Source organism: Barnesiella intestinihominis YIT 11860 (assembly GCF_000296465.1).
In the GTDB taxonomy this organism is placed as follows: domain Bacteria; phylum Bacteroidota; class Bacteroidia; order Bacteroidales; family Barnesiellaceae; genus Barnesiella; species Barnesiella intestinihominis.
The window spans coordinates 693,470-711,811 of record NZ_JH815205.1; the positions used below are offsets into that span (position 1 = coordinate 693,470).

General features: G+C 47.0%; 17 protein-coding genes. 15 read left to right on the forward strand and 2 right to left on the reverse strand.

From position 1 onward, the window contains the following. Positions 1–95: 95 nt before the first annotated feature. The 6 genes from HMPREF9448_RS11795 (at position 96) to HMPREF9448_RS11820 (ending at position 6,812) form a co-directional block, all read left to right on the forward strand. Entirely contained in the window at positions 96–707 is a 612-nt protein-coding gene (locus HMPREF9448_RS11795; protein ID WP_008862803.1) for a SagB/ThcOx family dehydrogenase, read from the forward strand. 23 nt (positions 708–730) lie between these two features. Further along, a complete protein-coding gene (locus HMPREF9448_RS11800) occupies positions 731–1,444 on the forward strand; it encodes a DUF5715 family protein (RefSeq protein WP_040296270.1) in 714 nt (237 codons plus the stop codon). A gap of 164 nt (positions 1,445–1,608) precedes the next feature. Continuing rightward, positions 1,609–3,588 carry an LTA synthase family protein gene (locus tag HMPREF9448_RS11805; protein ID WP_008862805.1) on the forward strand — a complete coding sequence of 660 codons (1,980 nt, stop codon included), beginning with the start codon at positions 1,609–1,611 and terminating at the stop codon, positions 3,586–3,588. 13 nt (positions 3,589–3,601) lie between these two features. Further along, positions 3,602–4,732, forward strand: coding sequence for an ABC transporter substrate-binding protein (locus HMPREF9448_RS11810; RefSeq protein WP_008862806.1), 1,131 nt, complete (start codon positions 3,602–3,604; stop codon positions 4,730–4,732). Further along, positions 4,729–5,778 (forward strand): iron ABC transporter permease, encoded by a 1,050-nt coding sequence (locus HMPREF9448_RS11815; protein ID WP_008862807.1) that lies wholly within the window; start codon positions 4,729–4,731, stop codon positions 5,776–5,778. Before HMPREF9448_RS11810 ends, HMPREF9448_RS11815 begins: the two co-directional genes overlap by 4 nt. Further along, positions 5,778–6,812: an ABC transporter ATP-binding protein gene (locus HMPREF9448_RS11820; protein ID WP_008862808.1), complete on the forward strand. Its 1,035-nt coding sequence runs from the start codon at positions 5,778–5,780 to the stop codon at positions 6,810–6,812. Before HMPREF9448_RS11815 ends, HMPREF9448_RS11820 begins: the two co-directional genes overlap by 1 nt. A gap of 90 nt (positions 6,813–6,902) precedes the next feature. Here HMPREF9448_RS11820 and lpxB read toward each other — a convergent pair whose 3' ends face one another. Then, positions 6,903–8,033, reverse strand: a complete 1,131-nt coding sequence (gene lpxB / locus HMPREF9448_RS11825; RefSeq protein ID WP_008862809.1) for a lipid-A-disaccharide synthase — start codon at positions 8,031–8,033, stop codon at positions 6,903–6,905. A gap of 25 nt (positions 8,034–8,058) precedes the next feature. Continuing rightward, complete coding sequence (locus tag HMPREF9448_RS11830) at positions 8,059–8,379, reverse strand: heavy metal-binding domain-containing protein (protein WP_040296271.1); 321 nt, start codon at positions 8,377–8,379, stop codon at positions 8,059–8,061. A gap of 275 nt (positions 8,380–8,654) precedes the next feature. On the opposite strand from HMPREF9448_RS11830, the gene HMPREF9448_RS11835 reads away from it, so the two are divergent. The 9 genes from HMPREF9448_RS11835 to HMPREF9448_RS11875 all read left to right on the forward strand — a co-directional run bounded on the left by HMPREF9448_RS11835 (position 8,655) and on the right by HMPREF9448_RS11875 (position 18,341). Next, a complete protein-coding gene (locus HMPREF9448_RS11835; protein WP_008862811.1) occupies positions 8,655–10,082 on the forward strand; it encodes a hypothetical protein in 1,428 nt (475 codons plus the stop codon). A gap of 177 nt (positions 10,083–10,259) precedes the next feature. Further along, positions 10,260–10,811: a helix-turn-helix domain-containing protein gene (locus HMPREF9448_RS11840; RefSeq protein ID WP_008862812.1), complete on the forward strand. Its 552-nt coding sequence runs from the start codon at positions 10,260–10,262 to the stop codon at positions 10,809–10,811. 71 nt (positions 10,812–10,882) lie between these two features. Further along, a complete protein-coding gene (locus HMPREF9448_RS11845) occupies positions 10,883–12,538 on the forward strand; it encodes an AMP-binding protein (protein ID WP_008862813.1) in 1,656 nt (551 codons plus the stop codon). 20 nt (positions 12,539–12,558) lie between these two features. Further along, positions 12,559–12,990, forward strand: coding sequence for a DUF695 domain-containing protein (locus HMPREF9448_RS11850; protein WP_008862814.1), 432 nt, complete (start codon positions 12,559–12,561; stop codon positions 12,988–12,990). Then, on the forward strand, positions 12,987–14,069 hold the full coding sequence (proB, locus tag HMPREF9448_RS11855; RefSeq protein WP_008862815.1) for a glutamate 5-kinase: 1,083 nt from the start codon (positions 12,987–12,989) through the stop codon (positions 14,067–14,069). The genes HMPREF9448_RS11850 and proB overlap by 4 nt, the downstream gene beginning before the upstream one ends. Positions 14,070–14,137: 68 nt before the next feature. Further along, entirely contained in the window at positions 14,138–15,391 is a 1,254-nt protein-coding gene (locus tag HMPREF9448_RS11860; RefSeq protein WP_008862816.1) for a glutamate-5-semialdehyde dehydrogenase, read from the forward strand. 6 nt (positions 15,392–15,397) lie between these two features. Beyond that, entirely contained in the window at positions 15,398–16,351 is a 954-nt protein-coding gene (locus HMPREF9448_RS11865; protein WP_008862817.1) for an N-acetylornithine carbamoyltransferase, read from the forward strand. A gap of 10 nt (positions 16,352–16,361) precedes the next feature. Further along, entirely contained in the window at positions 16,362–17,531 is a 1,170-nt protein-coding gene (locus tag HMPREF9448_RS11870) for a hypothetical protein (protein WP_008862818.1), read from the forward strand. A gap of 15 nt (positions 17,532–17,546) precedes the next feature. Next, positions 17,547–18,341 carry a thymidylate synthase gene (locus HMPREF9448_RS11875; protein WP_008862819.1) on the forward strand — a complete coding sequence of 265 codons (795 nt, stop codon included), beginning with the start codon at positions 17,547–17,549 and terminating at the stop codon, positions 18,339–18,341. The last annotated feature ends 1 nt before the right edge of the window (position 18,342 follow it).

Genomic DNA, 18,342 nt, shown 5'->3' on the forward strand with positions numbered 1-18,342 from the left:
TTTTATTTTCTTTGACTTTGATAAATTTCACATTTTTATTTCCACACTCTACCGAATAATTTTTTATCTTTGTTCGAAACACAAAACAGAGTATTATGAAAATCAAAGGTTTACTATTATCTCTATTCGTAACAAGCAGCTTACTCTCGATTGCACAAGACATAAAACTCCCCTCCCCGCAAAAACAGGGCGGAGAACCTCTCTTGCAGGTTCTCTCCAAACGCGCCTCGACACGCGACTTCGATACACAAAAGAATATAGACTCACAAACCCTTTCCAACCTATTGTGGGCGGCATGGGGATACAACCGAGAAGACAAGCGTACGGCGCCTTCGGCCATGAATCGTCAAGAAATTTCACTATATATCGTCACGGCACAAGGGGTCTATCTCTATGATGCCAAACAGAATAAACTGGCGGAAATCGCCAAAGGAGATTTCCGGGAAAACGCAGGCATGCAACCGTTCGTACACACTGCGCCTCTCAACATTATTTTTACTGCCGATTTGGAAAAAGCGCCGGGTAACGACATGATGTTCGTCGATTGCGGATTCATCTCCCAGAACATTTATCTCTATTGTGCCTCGGTCGGTTTGGGTACAGTCGTTCGCGGCTCGTTCAATGGCGATGAATTGGCAAAAATATTAAAGCTGAACGAAAAACAAAAAGTAGTATTGACCCAGACTGTCGGCTATCCGGCTAAATGATTTCTCCGGAAAAACCTTACATCATGCGACGGTTCTCATTTCTCTTTTTTACGATCGTTATATTCCTGTCTTTTTTATCTGGCTGCAAAGGCAAACAGGTCGAATCTGATTACCCGGAAAGTTCTCTTATCGATACATTCGAAGTAAAACAACAACCCCAACCGCGCACAACCGGCTGGAAAAAGAGTCCTGTACGATATTCCAGTTTCCGCAAACTATTCAACGACTTGAACGACAAACATCTTGCTGTTGCCAAAAAGAACGGGATAGAACCATTGGAATCGCTCGATGATGCCCGGAATTTGGGATTCTGGAAACTTGCTAAAATAGACAGTTGTGAATACTACACCGTCGATAAACTGACTCATTCGATCCCATATCTGACTCCCAAAACCAAATGGTTGCTCATGAAGATAGGCAAAAACTTCCAAGACTCGTTAACGAACCGAGGTTCGGGAGGAAGACAAATTATTCTCACCAGCGCATTGCGTTCCGATGAATCGATAAAGTCGTTACGCCGGCGAAATACAAACGCCAGCGAAAACTCGGCACACCGTTACGGCACGACTTTCGACATAGCCTACAATCGATACAACGTAACCGACTCGACCTATTTCGTACCCTCCGACCGACTACGAATTTTACTCGGCGAGGTTCTGTACGATTTACGCAAAGAACACAAATGCTACATCAAATACGAAATACGACAAGGCTGTTTCCACATTACGGCGAGATAAATCAAACGACAACCGTACAATCGACCGGCCTTTCGTGAAAAATTATTATCTTTGTCACAACGAAGGTACGATGCGGTTCGGCATAGCCAAATCGGAAACAAGATTTTCGTTTGTCTCTGCACTTACCTTTCCGTATCTTTGAGGCGTTTAACAATAACCGACCGATGAAACGATATTTATATGCCCTGCGCTATCTGATTTCGATACATGTGTTGGGACTCATTCTCTTTACGGCATTCCGTCTGATCCTCTTCCTACAAGGGTACGAATATCTCATGGACGAAGAAATTTCGGTATTCACCCGTCTCGAAGCATTCGTCCGGGGATTGTGGCTCGACAATGTCGTAGCCTGTTATATATCGATTCTGCCGCTCGTTATCGTCTCGATCTGTTCCCTGATAGGATATTTCGGTAAAAACCTGTACCGGGGAATCCATATCTTTTTCTCGGTCTTTTACGTCGTGGCATTCGCCATATCGGCTGCCGATATACCTTATTTCGCTTATTTCTTCAAACACATCAACGCTTCCATTTTCAACTGGTTCGGCTACACCGGAACGACATTGGGACTTATGTTCGGTGAATTCTCCTATATCGTCGCATTCGTCTTGTTTCTGTGTCTCTCTTTCCTTTTCGTCTTTCTCTCCCGGATATTATTACATCGGACTTGTCGCGATATACAAAGAGTATCTGCCGAAAAATTTCATTGGAAACCCGAGCTGCTTACACTCCTTTGCTCGACTCTTCTAATAGGAGTATGTTTATTCGGCATACGCGGACGCATGGGATACAACCCTATCAAAGTAAGTGCGGCCTATTATTGCAACAATACATTTTTGAACCAATTGGGTATAAGCCCCTCGTTCAATTTATTGCGCAGTTCGTTAGAGGCTTCCAAATCGGAAAATCGGGAAATCGATTTGATGGACGAGAAAGAGGCGATCTCTACGGTTCGCAGAGAACTGAATATCACGGACTCGCTTCCCGACATATCGCCCATTGCCCGAAAAATAGAAAATCCGGGACAACCCAGCCGTAAAAACGTAGTCCTCGTTTTCATGGAATCGATGTCGGCCGAATTGCTGGGGCATTTCGGTAATCCCGAGCACCTCACCCCGTTTCTCGATTCAATAGCCGTCCGGTCGCTTTGCTTCAATCGATTTTTCTCGGCGGGAACTCATACCAACCATGCCATACACTCCGTCTTGTATTCCTATCCGGCTCTGATGAAACGGAATTCCATGAAAGGAGCCGTTATTCCTTTCTTCGCCGGACTACCCACCATTTTACAAGATAACGGATACCGTACGCTTTTTTTCATGACTCATGAGTCGCAGTATGATAACATGAACGGCTATCTGCGAACCAATGGTTTCGACCGCATCTTTGCACAAGAGGACTATCCGCAAGACAAAGTAGTCAACAGTTTCGGTGTCCAAGACGATTTCCTATACCAATACGCCCTGCCCATTCTCACAGAGACTGCCAACGAGGGGCAGCCCTTTTTCGCTGTATTGTTAAGCATCAGCAACCACCCGCCGTATGTTATTCCCAAAGATTTCAAGACACACAGTAATACCGACGAACATCGAATCGTCGAATTCGCCGATCATGCTTTAAAGGAATTTATCGATGAAGCGAAACAACAGGAATGGTTCGACAACACGATATTTGTCTTCGTCGGTGACCACGGGAAAATTGTGGGGACTCCCCGCAGCGATATACCGCTCAGTTTCAACCATGTGCCTCTTTTCATTTATTCGCCTTCATTTATCGAACCCCGACAGATACAAGACCTCGGCGGACAAGTGGATATAGCTCCCACCATATTGGGTTTGCTGAACATAGACTATACCGACAACGGATTCGGAGTAAACCTCCTGCAAGAAAAACGTAAAGCGGCATTCTTTACCTCCGACGATGCTATCGGATGCGTGAACGATTCGCTGTTCTATATCTATAAACCCAAAGAAAACCAAGAGTGGTTGCTCTCGCAAGAAAGAGCTATCGAAAAGAGGGGCAATATCGACAATCCTGCCGTCTGCCAAGAACTGCGGGAATATGCCTTCTCCATGCTTCAAACCGCACAATACCTCATGAGCAACAACCTCACAGGGGAATATATAGGTTATCAACCCCGTTAAACGACCGACTGTTATGAATAAGATATTTTATACATGCGTCCTTTCGGCACTCGTACTCCTTTCGGCACAATGTAACCCGAAGCCCCAAGAAAGCGACGAACAAATCGGGAACGATTCTATCATCGAGTATGCCGAGCTACTCTCTATTACCCGTCATGACGACTACACCGATGTAAAAATAAGCAACCCGTGGGACAGCACCCGGTTGCTGCACCGATATATACTCGTTCCCAAGACACAAAACGTTCCATCGAATCTACCGCAAGGAACCGTCGTAAGGACTCCGTTGTCCAATACATTAGTCTATGCCTCGGTACATTGCAGCCTGTTGGAGCAATTAGACGCATTATCGCAAATAGGAGGAGTCTGCGACCTCTCCTATATCAAAACGCCCGCTTTGCTCTCTCGTGCGGAAAACGGAAAACTGACCGATGCCGGAAATTCCATGTCGCCCGACATCGAACGAGTAATGTCGTTGAATCCGGATGCCATCTTATTATCTCCTTTCGAAAACGCCGGATACGGACGTATCGGGAAAATGGGAATACCCATTATAGAATGCGCCGATTATTTGGAAACTTCACCTCTGGGCCGGGCAGAATGGATAAAATTCTTCGGTCTGTTATACGGTAAAGAGGTCGAAGCCGATTCCATTTTTACGGAAGTCGAAAAAAACTATACCGAATTGAGAGATAAAATAGGTGTACTTTCTTCTGCTCCCGTTGTCATCAGCGAATTAAAAAGCGGTTCGGCATGGTATATGCCCGGCGGAAAAAGCTATATGGCCCGCTTTTTCAAGGATGCCGGAGCCGCTTACCCGTGGAGCGACAATACAGAAACAGGGTCTATTCCGCTCTCTTTCGAAACGGTATTCAACCGAGCAGGAAAAGCCGACATTTGGCTTATTAAATCGTTCCACGTGTCGGAGCTTTCCTATCGGACTCTGCAAAAGGAATATGCACCCTATGCAAGGTTCAAAGCCTTCCGGGAGAAAAAGATATACGGTTGCGACTCGTCCCGATGCAACTACTACGAAGAGACTCCGTTTCGTCCCGACCTGTTGTTACAGGAACTCGCTGCATTGTTCCACCCCGGCCTGTTCCCCGATTATCGATTCCGCTACTATCAACCGTTATCCGAATGAACGACAAACCGAACAAGCAGCATGAACAACGGCTAATAGTCGTTCTCGTCCTGTTACTTTTGGCATTATGTGCCGCCAATTTATGGTTCGGGTCGGTACAAATACCGGCTTCGGCCGTATGGGATATCCTGTGCGGAAAAGAACCTGAAAAGGAGGTCTGGAAATTCATCGTGCTGGAATCCCGATTACCGCAAATGGTGGCGGCACTCCTGTCGGGAGCCGCATTGGCAGTTGCCGGGCTGCTTCTTCAAACGGCATTCAACAACCCGCTCGCCGGACCTTCGATATTAGGAATCGATACGGGAGCCAGTTTAGGAGTGGCTTTGGTCATGTTATTTTGGGGAGGGACACTCGGCGTGTCCGAGGCAACCACCCTCACCGGATTCACCGCTGTCATTGCCGGAGCTTTTCTCGGTTCAGTCACTGTATTAGGTACGATACTCTTTTTCTCGACCATTGTCAAGAACAACATCATGCTCCTCATTGTCGGTATAATGGTAGGCTATATTACTTCGTCGGTTATCTCTCTACTCAACTATTTCGCAACAGCCGAAGGGGTACACTCCTATACGATTTGGGGTATGGGAAATTTCAGCGGAGTCACCGGCGAGCAGCTGCCCTATTTCGCACTTTTCGTATCTGTGGGCCTCATCATCGCTATACTTCTGATAAAACCACTCAATGCCTTGCTGCTCGGTGACCGTTATGCTGCCAATCTGGGAGTAAACATTAAACTCACCCGCAATCTGCTGCTCATCGTCACCGGTCTGCTCACGGCATCGACCACGGCATTCTGCGGCCCCATTTCGTTTATCGGTCTCGCCGTTCCTCATATCGCCCGACTGTTATTGGGGACATCGAACCACAACACCTTGTTGCCGATGACTTTGCTGTGCGGAGCCGTAACCGCATTGCTGTGCAATCTCATCTGTATCCTTCCGGGAGAATCGGGCATCCTGCCCATCAATGCCATCACTCCGGTCTTAGGTGCGCCGGTGATTATTTATGTCATCATCAACCAACGAAAAATCCAATATTTCAACTGATGGAGGAACAGGCAAACATATTATCGGCACAGCAGCTCTGTATTGGATATAAAACGGGGCACGGGCACGTCAAGCAAGTTCACGGCGATCTGTCGTTTTCCCTACGCAAGGGCGAGCTCACCTGCCTGTTAGGCGCAAACGGTTCGGGCAAATCGACTCTGCTACGCACCTTATCGGCGTCCCAACCTTCGTTATCGGGAAAAATCCTGTTGAACGGAAACGAGTTGTCTGCCATGTCAGAGCGGGAAATTTCCCGTCAAATCGGAGTTGTACTGACCGACAAGACACAAACCGGAGGATTGACCGTATATGAATTGGTCGCCCTCGGACGACAACCGCATACGGGATTTTTCGGGAAACTCGACCGACAGGATCGGCAAGTAGTGGACGAAGCTATCGAAGCCGTGGGCATCTCACACAAAGCGCACTCCTATATGGCGCAACTCTCCGATGGAGAAAAGCAAAAAGCCATGATCGCAAAAGTATTGGCGCAAGAGTGCCCTCTGGTTATATTAGACGAACCGACCGCTTTCCTCGACGTGGTGAGCCGCATAGAAATCATGACTCTGTTACACCACATCGCCACAACTCAAAACAAAGCGATACTACTGTCGACCCACGACATAGAACAAGCGCTGGTGCTCGCCGATTGCCTATGGCTTTTACGGAAGGGGCACGGAATGCGTAGCGGAATAACCGAGGACCTCATTTTGAATGGAGAACTCGATACCTTGTTCGACCGTAAGGAAATTTGTTTCGACCGGGCGCATGGCAGTTACTACCCTTCGGTTCAATGGGAAAAAGAAATTGTCGTAGATGCGACGGACGAAACACTTCTCCATTGGACAGTCAATGCTCTGAATCGTAACAATTACGGTTGCCGCATATCACCTTGCGAAGCCGATGCATCGCTTCCCCGCCTCATCGTCGAAGGAAACGACTCGCTGTCGTTACACACCGCAATGGACGAAGTGCGATTTACCTCTTTCGCCGCCCTCATTGCATACCTTAAAACACCGGTTCAAAAGGGTTGAATGGATTCCGAAGGTTGAGCAGCACTATCAACCACACCCGAAAAATAACACGGAACAAGAGTCTCACCCCCTACGCACTGCAATAACATGTCACCTTGTTCGTAAATCGGCAACCATAGACCGGGCGGCATTCTTTGGAGCGCCGGGAGCACCCAATCGCTCGGCAACAAGATCATATCCCTCCAACATTTTCTTTCGGGTAGTCTCTTCGAACAACGAAGTTAACTCTCGACGAAGATTCTCAGGAGTCGCCCGATAGCCCAATAACTCGCATACGACAGGACTATCGGCTATCAAATTAACCAACGAAACATACGGTACTTTCAAGATTTTCTCGAATATCTTATAAAACAACTTGCCTCCTCCCAGTCGATAGCATACCACCTGAGGCACCCGCAACAAAGCGGTTTCGAGCGTAGCGGTTCCCGATGTGACCAATGCCACCCGACTCTGTTGAAGCAAACGATAAGTCTTGCCCCAAACGACTTTTACCGAACGGTCCTGCAAATAAGGAGCATATTGGTCGGGAGAAATACCGGGAGCCCCTGCGATAACCAACTGATAGTCGTGGAACGTTTTTGCGGCCTCTATCATCAAAGGCAGATTATGATTGATCTCGGCTACCCGGCTACCCGCCAGCAGAGCTATTATAGGCTTTTTTCCCAAGCCGCACTCCGCCGTAAAATCCTCGAAACTCTCATCGGCATAAGGCCGCACAGCCAATTCATCGACCGTAGGATTTCCTACATACTCCACCGTATAATCGTGCTTGGCATAAAACGAAACCTCGAACGGAAGAATGGAATAAAGGCGGTCTACATACCGACGGATACTCTTTACCCTCCATTCCTTCCAAGCCCAAATCTTAGGAGAGATATAATAATAAACAGGAATACCCAAACGACGCTTCACATACTTGGCTATTTTCAGATTGAAACCCGGATAATCTATCAATATAACCACATCGGGACGGAATGCGGCAATATCCTGTTTACACAAACGCATGTTCGCCAAAACTTTATCGAGATTCATCAACACCGGAATAAATCCCATATAAGCCATATCCCGATAATGCTTTACCAGCGTACCGCCACAAGAAGCCATCAAGTCACCGCCGAAAAAACGAAATTCGGCGTTCGCATCTTCCTGTTGCAAGGCTCTCATCAAATTGGAGGCATGTAAATCGCCCGAAGCCTCCCCGGCGATAAGATAATATTTCATACCCGATTAGGAATAATTGGTCACGTCATTCGACCCTGACAGCTGTCCCGCTGCACGTAACCATCAACATACTACCCGATCCGCCGACAGTCTCATAATCCAAATCGATACCCACCACGGCATTTGCGCCCAATGCTTCGGCCTGTCGAGCCATTTCTTCAAGAGCCGTATCTTTGGCCTCTCTCAAAACCGCTTCGTAAGCAGAGGAACGGCCTCCGAAAAAATCTCTTACCCCTGCGAGAAAATCACGAAACACATTCGCCCCGATAATAGTCTCGCCTGTCACAACTCCCAAATATCTTACAATCCGTTTCCCTTCTACCGAAGGAGTCGTAGTCATTAACATAGCCATCGATTTATTCGTTATTTATCCGATTACAAATATAGCAAAAGGTGAGAGCAGAGGCAAACAGAAATCACATTTCCGACTTGCCTATCCCGAACCGCAGCTTATCTTCGTACTTACAAAGATAGTGAAAGGAGCAAGTAGTACAAACATACTTGTTCTTTTTTATCGAGTTACATTCTATATTGCAATTACAAAATCAAAACGCCACTCTCCCGAAAGAAAATCGTCAGCCTTCCGCAATAAAGATGCACCGATATCGTTTTTATAATACAATGAAAGCGACAACTTTTGCTTTAATTTTGCTGAGTATCTTGACAGGTACATGCCTGACGAGCTGCATTGATGACGATTTCACCACAAATCCGTCGCATGTACTCGCATTCTCCACCGACACGGTTGCTTTCGATACCGTATTCACCACGATAGGGACATCAACTCGTTCATTCCGCATTTACAACCGGAACAAGAAATCGTTGAACATCTCTTCCATCAAACTTGCAGATGCCGAACATTCGGGCTTTCATATCAATGTGGACGGTATGTCGGGCGATAATTTCACCAATGTCGAAATCCGAGGGAAAGACAGCCTATATGTATTTGTAGAAGCCAATATCGATCCTACCAATCAGGGCAACCCCATTTTCATCGTCGATTCGATCGTCTTTGTAACCAACGGCGTCCAACAAGACGTGAAGCTGACGGCCTACGGACAGGACGTTATCATCAAAAGAGGGGAAATTTTCACGACCGATACCCATCTGACCGATGAACGGCCATATCTCATCTACGACAGCTTAGTCGTGGCTCCGGGAGCGACATTACAAATAGAACCCGGTGCGAGACTGCATTTCCACCATAGAGCTTCGCTATTGGTACAAGGGAAATTACAAGTCGAAGGGTCGATGGAAGCCCCCGTTCAAATACGAGGCGATCGACTCGACCGGCTCTTTGCAGACTTGCCTTACGACAATCTCGGCGGGCAATGGGGCGGTATCCGTTTTTATCCCGAAAGTTTCGGAAATAAAATATCGTACGCTTATGTACGAGGAATGACTTCGGGTATCGTATTGGATTCGTGCGCTTCGGAAGAGCCTCGTCTCGAAATAGCGAATTCCCGCATACGCAACTCGTCGGGTAATCTCATCACATCGGCATACAGCCGGCTAAATTGCTGGAACAGCGAGCTTTCCGATGCCGGAGGAGCCATACTCTCGCTGACAGGAGGAATAGCCGATTTCACCCACTGCACGATCGTCAACTACTATTTCTACGACATTATCACCTCGCCCATCGTAAACATGAGTTATTGTGCTCCGGCCGATACGATTTCGGGAGGTCCCGCCCTTCTACGAGCCCGATTCAACAACAGCATACTATACGGTAATACATCGGAAATTCCCTCGATCGACCTCACCGGCAGCCATGTATACTTCCGTTCCTGCCTCCTCCGTTCCAACGGAGAAGACGACGACAATTTCATCAATACCGTATGGAACGGACAACCGTTTTTCAAAGCCACCGGCGAAGAACATTACTACTACGATTATCGAATCGGGTCGGATAAATCCGATGCTATCGGGAAAGGAAATCCCGATTTCGCGATCTTCCCATTGGATAAAGATATGTATGGGAACCTTCGTTCCACGAGCGTGGATATCGGAGCTTATCAATACATACCACAAGAAATTCCCGAAGAATAGAGAATGCACATAACATTCAAAAATGCGCAAATAGCACCCTTTTTGGTCTTCCTCCTCTCTTAATAAAAGTTACAAAGTTCAATTACTCACCCTATTTGTATAACAAATTTCTTTTTTCTCTCTCATTTTTCTATTTTTGTAAGAGATATTAAAACCTCTTTCTAAATATTTGCAATCATGAGCGAAGAGATACGACAAATAGCGGAACGGCTCGTTGGCCTTAGAGATGCCCTAGACCTTCGACCCGAAGATATTGCATCAACCTGCAACATCGATTTGGAAACCTATTTAGGTTACGAGTCGGGCGAAAAAGACATTCCGGTCAGTTTCCTGCACCAGATAGCCAAGCACTACGGCGTAGAATTACCGGCATTGATGTTCGGATACGAACCCCGAATGAACTCTTATTTCCTTACCCGAAAAGACAAAGGTGTCGCCGTAGAGCGTACAAAAGCCTATAAATATCAATCGTTGGCCGCCGGATTCGCCAACCGCAAAGCCGATCCTTTCATGGTCACGGTCGAGCCATCGGCTCCCGAAGCGCCATTCACGCTCAACACCCACCCCGGACAAGAATTTAACCTTGTTCTCGAAGGGAGCATGCATCTACGTATCGGAGAAAAAGAATTAGTGCTGAACGAAGGCGACAGTATTATATTCGACTCTACCCGTCCGCACGGTATGAAAGCGATAGACCGACAAGTCAAATTTCTGGCGATCATATTTTAAATGATCTTTCCGTAACAATAGGTATTTCACAAACATCAAGTAAAAAGAGGGAATATTCCCACATAGTCATTATGTTAGAACGCTTTTTAGATAAAACGTCTTTCTCTTCACAGGAAGACTTCATGAAAAATTTTAAGGTAAAAGTTCCCGATTGTTTTAATTTCGGATACGATGTTGTAGATGAATGGGCACGTATAGCTCCCGAAAAAAAAGCTCTGCTTTGGACCAACGATCAAGGAAAAAGAATAGATTTTACATTTGCCGATATTAAACGAGAAAGCGACAAAACTGCATCTTACTTCCAATCATTAGGAATAGGGCACGGCGATATGGTCATGCTCATTTTGAAACGAAGATACGAATTTTGGTTTTCTATTATCGCTCTTCACAAACTGGGAGCCGTATGTATTCCCGCCACTCACCTGCTGACCGAGAAAGACATAGTGTACCGATGCAATGCCGCCGACATAAAAATGATTGTATCCTGCGGCGACGGGATTGTAGTCGAGCACATCAACCGAGCCCGACCGTCCTCGCCTTCATTACAACGTTGTATCTCCATCGGGCCCATCATTCCAGAAGGGTGGGACGACTTCCATAAAGGAATAGAATCGGCTGCTCCTTTCGTCCGTCCCGAATCGGTCAACACGAATGACGATATTTCACTGCTCTATTTCACATCGGGAACCACCGGCGAGCCCAAAATGGTCGCCCATGATTTCACCTACCCGTTAGGGCACATCATCACCGGCTCCTTTTGGCACAACCTGCACGAAGACAGCCTGCATTTGACTCTGGCCGACACGGGTTGGGGAAAAGCCGTATGGGGAAAACTATACGGACAATGGTTTGCCGGGGCGAACGTGTTTGTCTATGACTTCGAAAAATTCAAACCGGCCGACGTACTCGAAATGATACACAACTTTCACATCACTTCATTTTGCGCTCCTCCCACCGTATTCAGGTTTCTCATTCGGGAAGACCTCACCAAATACGATATTTCTTCTCTAAAATATTGTACCATAGCCGGTGAAGCCCTTAACCCCAAAGTATACGAAGAATGGCTACGGCTCACAGGTATAAAACTGATGGAAGGTTTCGGACAGACCGAGACGACCCTCACTATCGCCACCTACCCGTGGGTAGAACCCAAACCGGGATCGATGGGAATACGCAACCCGCAATACGACATAGACCTGCTCACAGCCGACGGACGCTCGGCCGAAGATGGGGAACAGGGACAAATCGTTATCCGCACCGATCACGGGAAACCTTTGGGACTGTTCAAGGAATATTACCGTGACCCTCAAAAAACGTATGAAGCCTACCATGACGGTATTTACTATACAGGCGATGTAGCTTGGCGCGACGAGGACGGATACTTCTGGTTCGTGGGTCGTGCCGACGATGTCATCAAATCGTCGGGCTACCGCATCGGTCCATTCGAAGTGGAAAGCGCTCTAATGACCCACCCCGCCGTAGTGGAGTGTGCCGTGACCGGAGTCCCCGATGAAATCAGAGGACAAGTTGTCAAAGCGACTATCGTACTATCGGCTGCATACAAAGACAAAGCGGGAGAAGCTCTTGTCAAAGAAATACAAGACCATGTGAAAAAAGTCACGGCTCCCTATAAATATCCTCGGGTTATCGAGTTCGTCGAAGAGTTGCCCAAAACCATCAGCGGGAAAATACGCCGAGTAGAAATACGAGACAAAGACAAAGTCTAATAACGTAAAACGATCGTCCTATGCAAATCAGTAACGATTGGTTCGTCGCCGAAACAGAATTTGAAAACAAGTCTTTTATCATACGAGGGAGACTATTTCTCGATGCCATCAGGCAATCGGGAAAATTCGCCACACGTATCGCTCTCGTATGGGAATATCAGGGCGATGAAAAAGGCATGCCCACCGAAAAAGAGACGCAAGCGCTCGATAGCCTCAACGAGAAACTGCGCGATATATTGGAAGAGAAAGAAATCGCAATACTAACCGCCATTCATATAGGAGGGAAAACCGCCCGTTATGAATATTACGGAATCTCAGCCGAAAAATTCTCCATCGTCTTGAACGAGACTTTCAGCGAATACCCGCCGCTGCCGATAAAAATTGGAGCGGAAAGCGACCCCGAATGGAACAACTACATCGAAACGATTCAACAATTCGCCATGCAGCCATGAGTTACAAACGTAAACGTATTACCGTAAAAATAGGGAGTAACGTTCTTGCTCGTCCAGACGGTACGCTAGACATCACCCGCATGTCGGCTCTCACTGACCAAATCGCCGAGCTGCACAAAGCCGGAGTCGAAATTATTGTCATATCGTCGGGAGCTGTGGCATCGGGCCGCAGCGAATTGAAGATACACCGCAAGCTCGACGCAGTTTCTGCCAGACAATTATTCTCGGCTGTGGGGCAAGCCAAACTCATCAATCGTTATTACGAGCTATTCAGGGAACACAATATAGCTTGCGGCCAAGTGCTCACGACCAAAGAAAATTTTTCTACCCGGCGACAGTACCTCACACAAAAACAATGTATGGAGGTTATGCTTGAAAACAAGGTTATCCCTATCGTTAACGAGAACGATACGATCTCGGTTACCGAGTTAATGTTCACCGACAACGACGAGCTGTCGGGGCTCATCTCTGCCATGATGGACTCCGAAACCCTCGTCATTCTCAGCAATATCGACGGTATTTACAACGGGGCTCCGGGACAAGCGGGCAGTAAAGTCATACCGGAAATTCACCCCGGTCAAGAACTGTCGCAATACATACAGTCGGGGAAATCCTCTTTCGGGCGGGGCGGTATGCTTACCAAATGCAACATCGCCCGTAAGGTGGCGGACGAAGGTATAGAAGTCATCATCGCCAACGGCAAGAAAGAAAATATCTTGCCCGATCTTTTACGGGAAAACAGCTCGGCGATTTGCACGCGATTCATTCCCTCTGCCAACCCTATATCGAGCATTAAACGTTGGATCGCCCACTCCGAGGGATTCGCCAAAGGAGAATTACATATCAATGCCGGAGCCGTGAAAGCGATCCACTCGCAACAAGCCGTCAGTATATTGCCGGTCGGAGTCACCCGTATCGAAGGAGACTTCGAAAAGGACGACATTGTCCGCATCATCGATCCCGATGGAAATTCCATAGGTGTAGGCCGCATCGCGCTCGACAGCGAAACAGCCCGAGAATTTATCGGACATCAGGGTGCGAAACCTTTCGTCCATTACGATTATCTCTATCTCGACTAACTTTAACGATTCCGATACAACCATACTCGAAAAAAAAGATTACTTTTGCTTTACACACATTATGAGCTATGACCGCCGATGTATCACATATTTTCGAAAACGCACGAGTAGCTGCCCGCAAATTGAATCTCGTCGATACCGAGACTATCGATAAAATACTTCTTGCCGTTGCCGACGAAGCCGAGAAAGAAGTCGATTACATTTTGCAAGAAAACTGTCGGGACTTGGCTCTTATGCCGAAGACAGACCCCAAATACGACCGGTTAATGCTCTCGCGGGAACGAATTTTAGGAATAACCGCCGATATGCGAAAGGTAGCAGGACTTCCCTCTCCATTGGGCAGAATATTGGCTTCATTCGACAGGCCCAACGGCATGCGCATCGAAAAGGTATCTGTACCGTTCGGAGTCATCGGCATTATCTACGAAGCCCGTCCCAATGTAACCTTCGACGTTTTTTCTCTTTGCTTGAAATCGGGGAATGTCTGTATTTTGAAGGGAGGTAGTGATGCCCAATATTCCAACAACGCTATTATCAACATTATCAACAAGGTGTTGATAAGTTACGGAATAGACTCTAACACAGCGACTTTACTACCTAACGACCACAGCTTTACCGACAAGTTATTAACCGCCGTGGGACAAGTCGACCTTATCATTCCGAGAGGCAGCGGTCGATTGATAAATTATGTACGCGAACATGCGCTTGTACCGGTTATCGAAACCGGAGCCGGGATATGCCACACCTATTTCGACAGTGACGGAGATTTGGAAAAAGGCCGCAATATCGTGTTCAATGCCAAAACCCGTCGGGTGAGCGTATGCAATGCGCTCGACTGTCTGATTATTCACAAGGAGAGATTATCCGACCTTGCAAGCCTCTGCAAGCCGTTGTCCGAAAAAAACGTACTCATATACGCCGACCCGAAAGCCTATGGCGCACTCTCGGGGAAATATCCGGAATCCCTCTTGCAGCCAGCGACCGACGATAGTTTCGGGACGGAATTTCTAGATTATAAGATGGCAGTCAAAACCGTCGACTCCTTTGAAGAGGCTTTGGCTCACATAGCTCGCTATTCCTCGAAACACAGCGAAAGTATAATCACCGAAAACGAATCTCACAAACAACGCTTCGCTCACGAAGTCGATGCCGCATGCGTATACACCAACGTGTCTACCGCATTCACCGACGGAGGACAATTCGGATTCGGGGCAGAAATAGGTATCAGCACACAGAAACTGCATGCAAGAGGTCCTATGGCTCTACCCGAGCTAACGACTTATAAATATATTATTTCCGGTAACGGACAAACCCGTCAATAAAACATTATGAGACATTTCACTAACGTACACGACCTCGGAGATTTAAAAGCTGCTGTTAAAGAAGCTCTCGAAGTAAAATCCAATCGGTTTGCCTACAAACACTTGGGGCAGGATAAAACCTTGATGATGATTTTCTTCAATTCCAGCCTCCGTACTCGCCTAAGTACACAAAAGGCAGCTATGAATTTGGGCATGAATGTCATAGTTTTAGACGTCAATCAAGGAGCTTGGAAATTAGAGACCGAACGAGGTGTAGTCATGGACGGGGATAAACCGGAGCATTTGCTCGAAGCTATACCGGTCATGGGGTGTTACTGCGACGTGATAGGCGTGCGTTCTTTCGCCCGGTTCGAAAGCAAAAGCGACGACTATGAAGAAAAAATTCTCAATCAGTTCATTCGATATTCAGGCCGACCAGTATTCAGCATGGAAGCAGCTACACGGCATCCATTGCAAAGTTTCGCCGACCTCATCACCATCGAAGAACATAAAAAAACCGAACACCCCAAAGTAGTCCTCACATGGGCCCCTCACCCGAAGGCTCTACCTCAGGCCGTACCTAATTCTTTTGCCGAATGGATAAACCAAACCGATTACGAATTTGTCATTACCCACCCAGAGGGGTATGAATTAGCCCCTCAGTTCGTAGGCAATGCCCATGTGGAATATGACCAGCGAAGAGCTTTCGAGGGGGCAGACTTCATCTACGCTAAGAACTGGGCAGCCTATGCCGACCCACATTACGGACAAGTCATCAGCACAGACCGGGCATGGACGGTAGATAGCGAAAAAATGGCTTTGACCAATAACGCTTTTTTCATGCACTGTCTTCCGGTACGTCGCAACATGATTGTTTCGGACGATGTTATCGAAAGTCCGCAATCATTGGTAATCCCCGAAGCCGCCAATCGGGAAATCTCGGCACAAGTCGTACTGAAACGTATTCTTGAATCCCTCTAATTCTATACTTATGAAACGGCTTTTGACTTTCTTTCTGATATGTTTCTCATTCGTCGAATATACCCGGGCAGAAGATATTATCAACTATAAGTACTGGGACGAAGGGAAATTGACATGGGACGATTTCCAAGATACTCTCAGTCTCAAAGGAGTACCCTCGGCTTTTAACGCTTTCCTAAGAATCGAAAAAACAGAAAAACGAGATGGAAACACCCGCACGATTCGTCCCGAAGCGCAAGCCTGTTTCGACAAACGTCATTCTTTCGCCGACCGGCAAATACAAAACGAGAACTTACTGCGGTTGTTCCAGCTGAAATACGATTTGCTTGAAATGTATCGGCGAAGACTACAAACCGAATTAAATCTCGGAGTGGTGGGTATTGCCGCCGACAATCGCACCCGGCAATACATGGACCTATACACAGAACAAAGCAAAAAAGCAGAACAAGAAACCGAAAACGGACAGAACGAGATAAAGCTGCAAGAATGGGAGTTCTACGTAACCAAAGAACTGATCGAAAACCCGGCTCCGTCCATTCCTCGAATCTCTCCGCGGCGATTCGGATACGGGTTCTATTTAGGAACCGGCGCCTCCTTCCCGGTCGGAAGCATTGCCGACTATTGGGATCCCGCTTGGCAAATCAATGTCGGATTCGATTTAGCTTATGCCAATACACATCTGCTCTGCGACTTTTCTGCCGGAACAGCCCGTACCCGTCAGGAAATTACAGTTTCCAACGGACAAATCACGGATACATGGCTTCGAAACGGACATAACACCTATACTTCTATATCCTTAGGTATAGGACAACAACTCATCTCCACCAAGTATTTCGCCCTTATGCCTTATGTCGGGTGTATATGGTCGGGATACTCCGATCAAGCAAAAATTCAAGAAGGGAGAAACGAAAGAACGACATTGTCCTACACGAATTTTAATTGGACGGCCGGAATCTGTTTCGACTACCGGTTCTCCACGACAATATCCTTAGTTCCTTCATTCTGGCGCGGTCATCGTGAAATATTTACCGCATCGATTCGTACAAAGCTATTTATCAATCGGGAGCAATTCCACAACTTCAAAATAGCACCCGATGACAACGGTAGCATACTGAGAGGCTGTAAGCTGGGATTCTCGGTCGCTTGCCTCGGATTCAGCAGATTACTGCAAATCAAATAAAACTACATTTACGACATGAAACAATATCTCGACCTCTTACAACATGTGCTCGACCACGGCGTCCTCAAAGAAGATCGCACAGGGACAGGCACTCATAGTGTTTTCGGTTATCAAATGCGTTTCAACCTACAAGACGGATTCCCGCTCCTCACCACGAAGAAACTGCATTTGAAATCGATTATCCATGAACTGTTGTGGTTTCTTAAAGGCGACACCAACGTGAAATATTTGCAAGAGAACGGAGTCCGCATTTGGAACGAATGGGCCGACGAGAATGGCGACTTAGGGCATATCTACGGATATCAATGGCGCTCGTGGCCCGATTATAACGGCGGACATATCGACCAAATAAAAGAGGCTATCCACACCATACAAAACAATCCCGACTCACGTCGCATCATTGTCAGCGCATGGAATGTGGCAGACCTACCCCAAATGAACCTACCTCCTTGCCATGCTTTTTTCCAGTTCTATGTAGCAAATGGTAAACTCAGTTTGCAACTGTATCAACGCAGTGCAGATATTTTTCTCGGAGTGCCTTTCAATATCGCCTCTTATGCACTATTACTCATGATGGTCGCACAAGTGACCGGGCTCGAAGCCGGAGATTTCGTCCACACACTCGGAGATGCCCATATTTACAACAACCATATCGAGCAAGTGCGGGAACAGCTTTCTCGCGAACCGCGAGCCCTGCCTAAAATGAAACTGAACCCCGACGTAAAAAGCATCTTCGATTTCAAATACGAAGACTTTGAATTGACGGATTATAACCCTCACCCCCATATCGCAGGAAAAGTAGCCGTATAAG

What these genes read in the sequence shown, in the direction of transcription:
- HMPREF9448_RS11800 (WP_040296270.1), top strand. Translation starts at nt 731, where the DNA reads ATGCGACGGTTCTCATTTCTCTTTTTTACGATCGTTATATTCCTGTCT.
- HMPREF9448_RS11865 (WP_008862817.1), top strand. Translation starts at nt 15,398, where the DNA reads ATGAGACATTTCACTAACGTACACGACCTCGGAGATTTAAAAGCTGCT.
- proB (WP_008862815.1), top strand. Translation starts at nt 12,987, where the DNA reads ATGAGTTACAAACGTAAACGTATTACCGTAAAAATAGGGAGTAACGTT.
- HMPREF9448_RS11850 (WP_008862814.1), top strand. Translation starts at nt 12,559, where the DNA reads ATGCAAATCAGTAACGATTGGTTCGTCGCCGAAACAGAATTTGAAAAC.
- HMPREF9448_RS11810 (WP_008862806.1), top strand. Translation starts at nt 3,602, where the DNA reads ATGAATAAGATATTTTATACATGCGTCCTTTCGGCACTCGTACTCCTT.
- HMPREF9448_RS11860 (WP_008862816.1), top strand. Translation starts at nt 14,138, where the DNA reads ATGACCGCCGATGTATCACATATTTTCGAAAACGCACGAGTAGCTGCC.
- HMPREF9448_RS11840 (WP_008862812.1), top strand. Translation starts at nt 10,260, where the DNA reads ATGAGCGAAGAGATACGACAAATAGCGGAACGGCTCGTTGGCCTTAGA.
- HMPREF9448_RS11870 (WP_008862818.1), top strand. Translation starts at nt 16,362, where the DNA reads ATGAAACGGCTTTTGACTTTCTTTCTGATATGTTTCTCATTCGTCGAA.
- HMPREF9448_RS11795 (WP_008862803.1), top strand. Translation starts at nt 96, where the DNA reads ATGAAAATCAAAGGTTTACTATTATCTCTATTCGTAACAAGCAGCTTA.
- HMPREF9448_RS11875 (WP_008862819.1), top strand. Translation starts at nt 17,547, where the DNA reads ATGAAACAATATCTCGACCTCTTACAACATGTGCTCGACCACGGCGTC.
- HMPREF9448_RS11820 (WP_008862808.1), top strand. Translation starts at nt 5,778, where the DNA reads ATGGAGGAACAGGCAAACATATTATCGGCACAGCAGCTCTGTATTGGA.
- lpxB (WP_008862809.1), bottom strand. Translation starts at nt 8,033, where the DNA reads ATGAAATATTATCTTATCGCCGGGGAGGCTTCGGGCGATTTACATGCC.
- HMPREF9448_RS11835 (WP_008862811.1), top strand. Translation starts at nt 8,655, where the DNA reads ATGAAAGCGACAACTTTTGCTTTAATTTTGCTGAGTATCTTGACAGGT.
- HMPREF9448_RS11815 (WP_008862807.1), top strand. Translation starts at nt 4,729, where the DNA reads ATGAACGACAAACCGAACAAGCAGCATGAACAACGGCTAATAGTCGTT.
- HMPREF9448_RS11805 (WP_008862805.1), top strand. Translation starts at nt 1,609, where the DNA reads ATGAAACGATATTTATATGCCCTGCGCTATCTGATTTCGATACATGTG.
- HMPREF9448_RS11845 (WP_008862813.1), top strand. Translation starts at nt 10,883, where the DNA reads ATGTTAGAACGCTTTTTAGATAAAACGTCTTTCTCTTCACAGGAAGAC.
- HMPREF9448_RS11830 (WP_040296271.1), bottom strand. Translation starts at nt 8,379, where the DNA reads ATGTTAATGACTACGACTCCTTCGGTAGAAGGGAAACGGATTGTAAGA.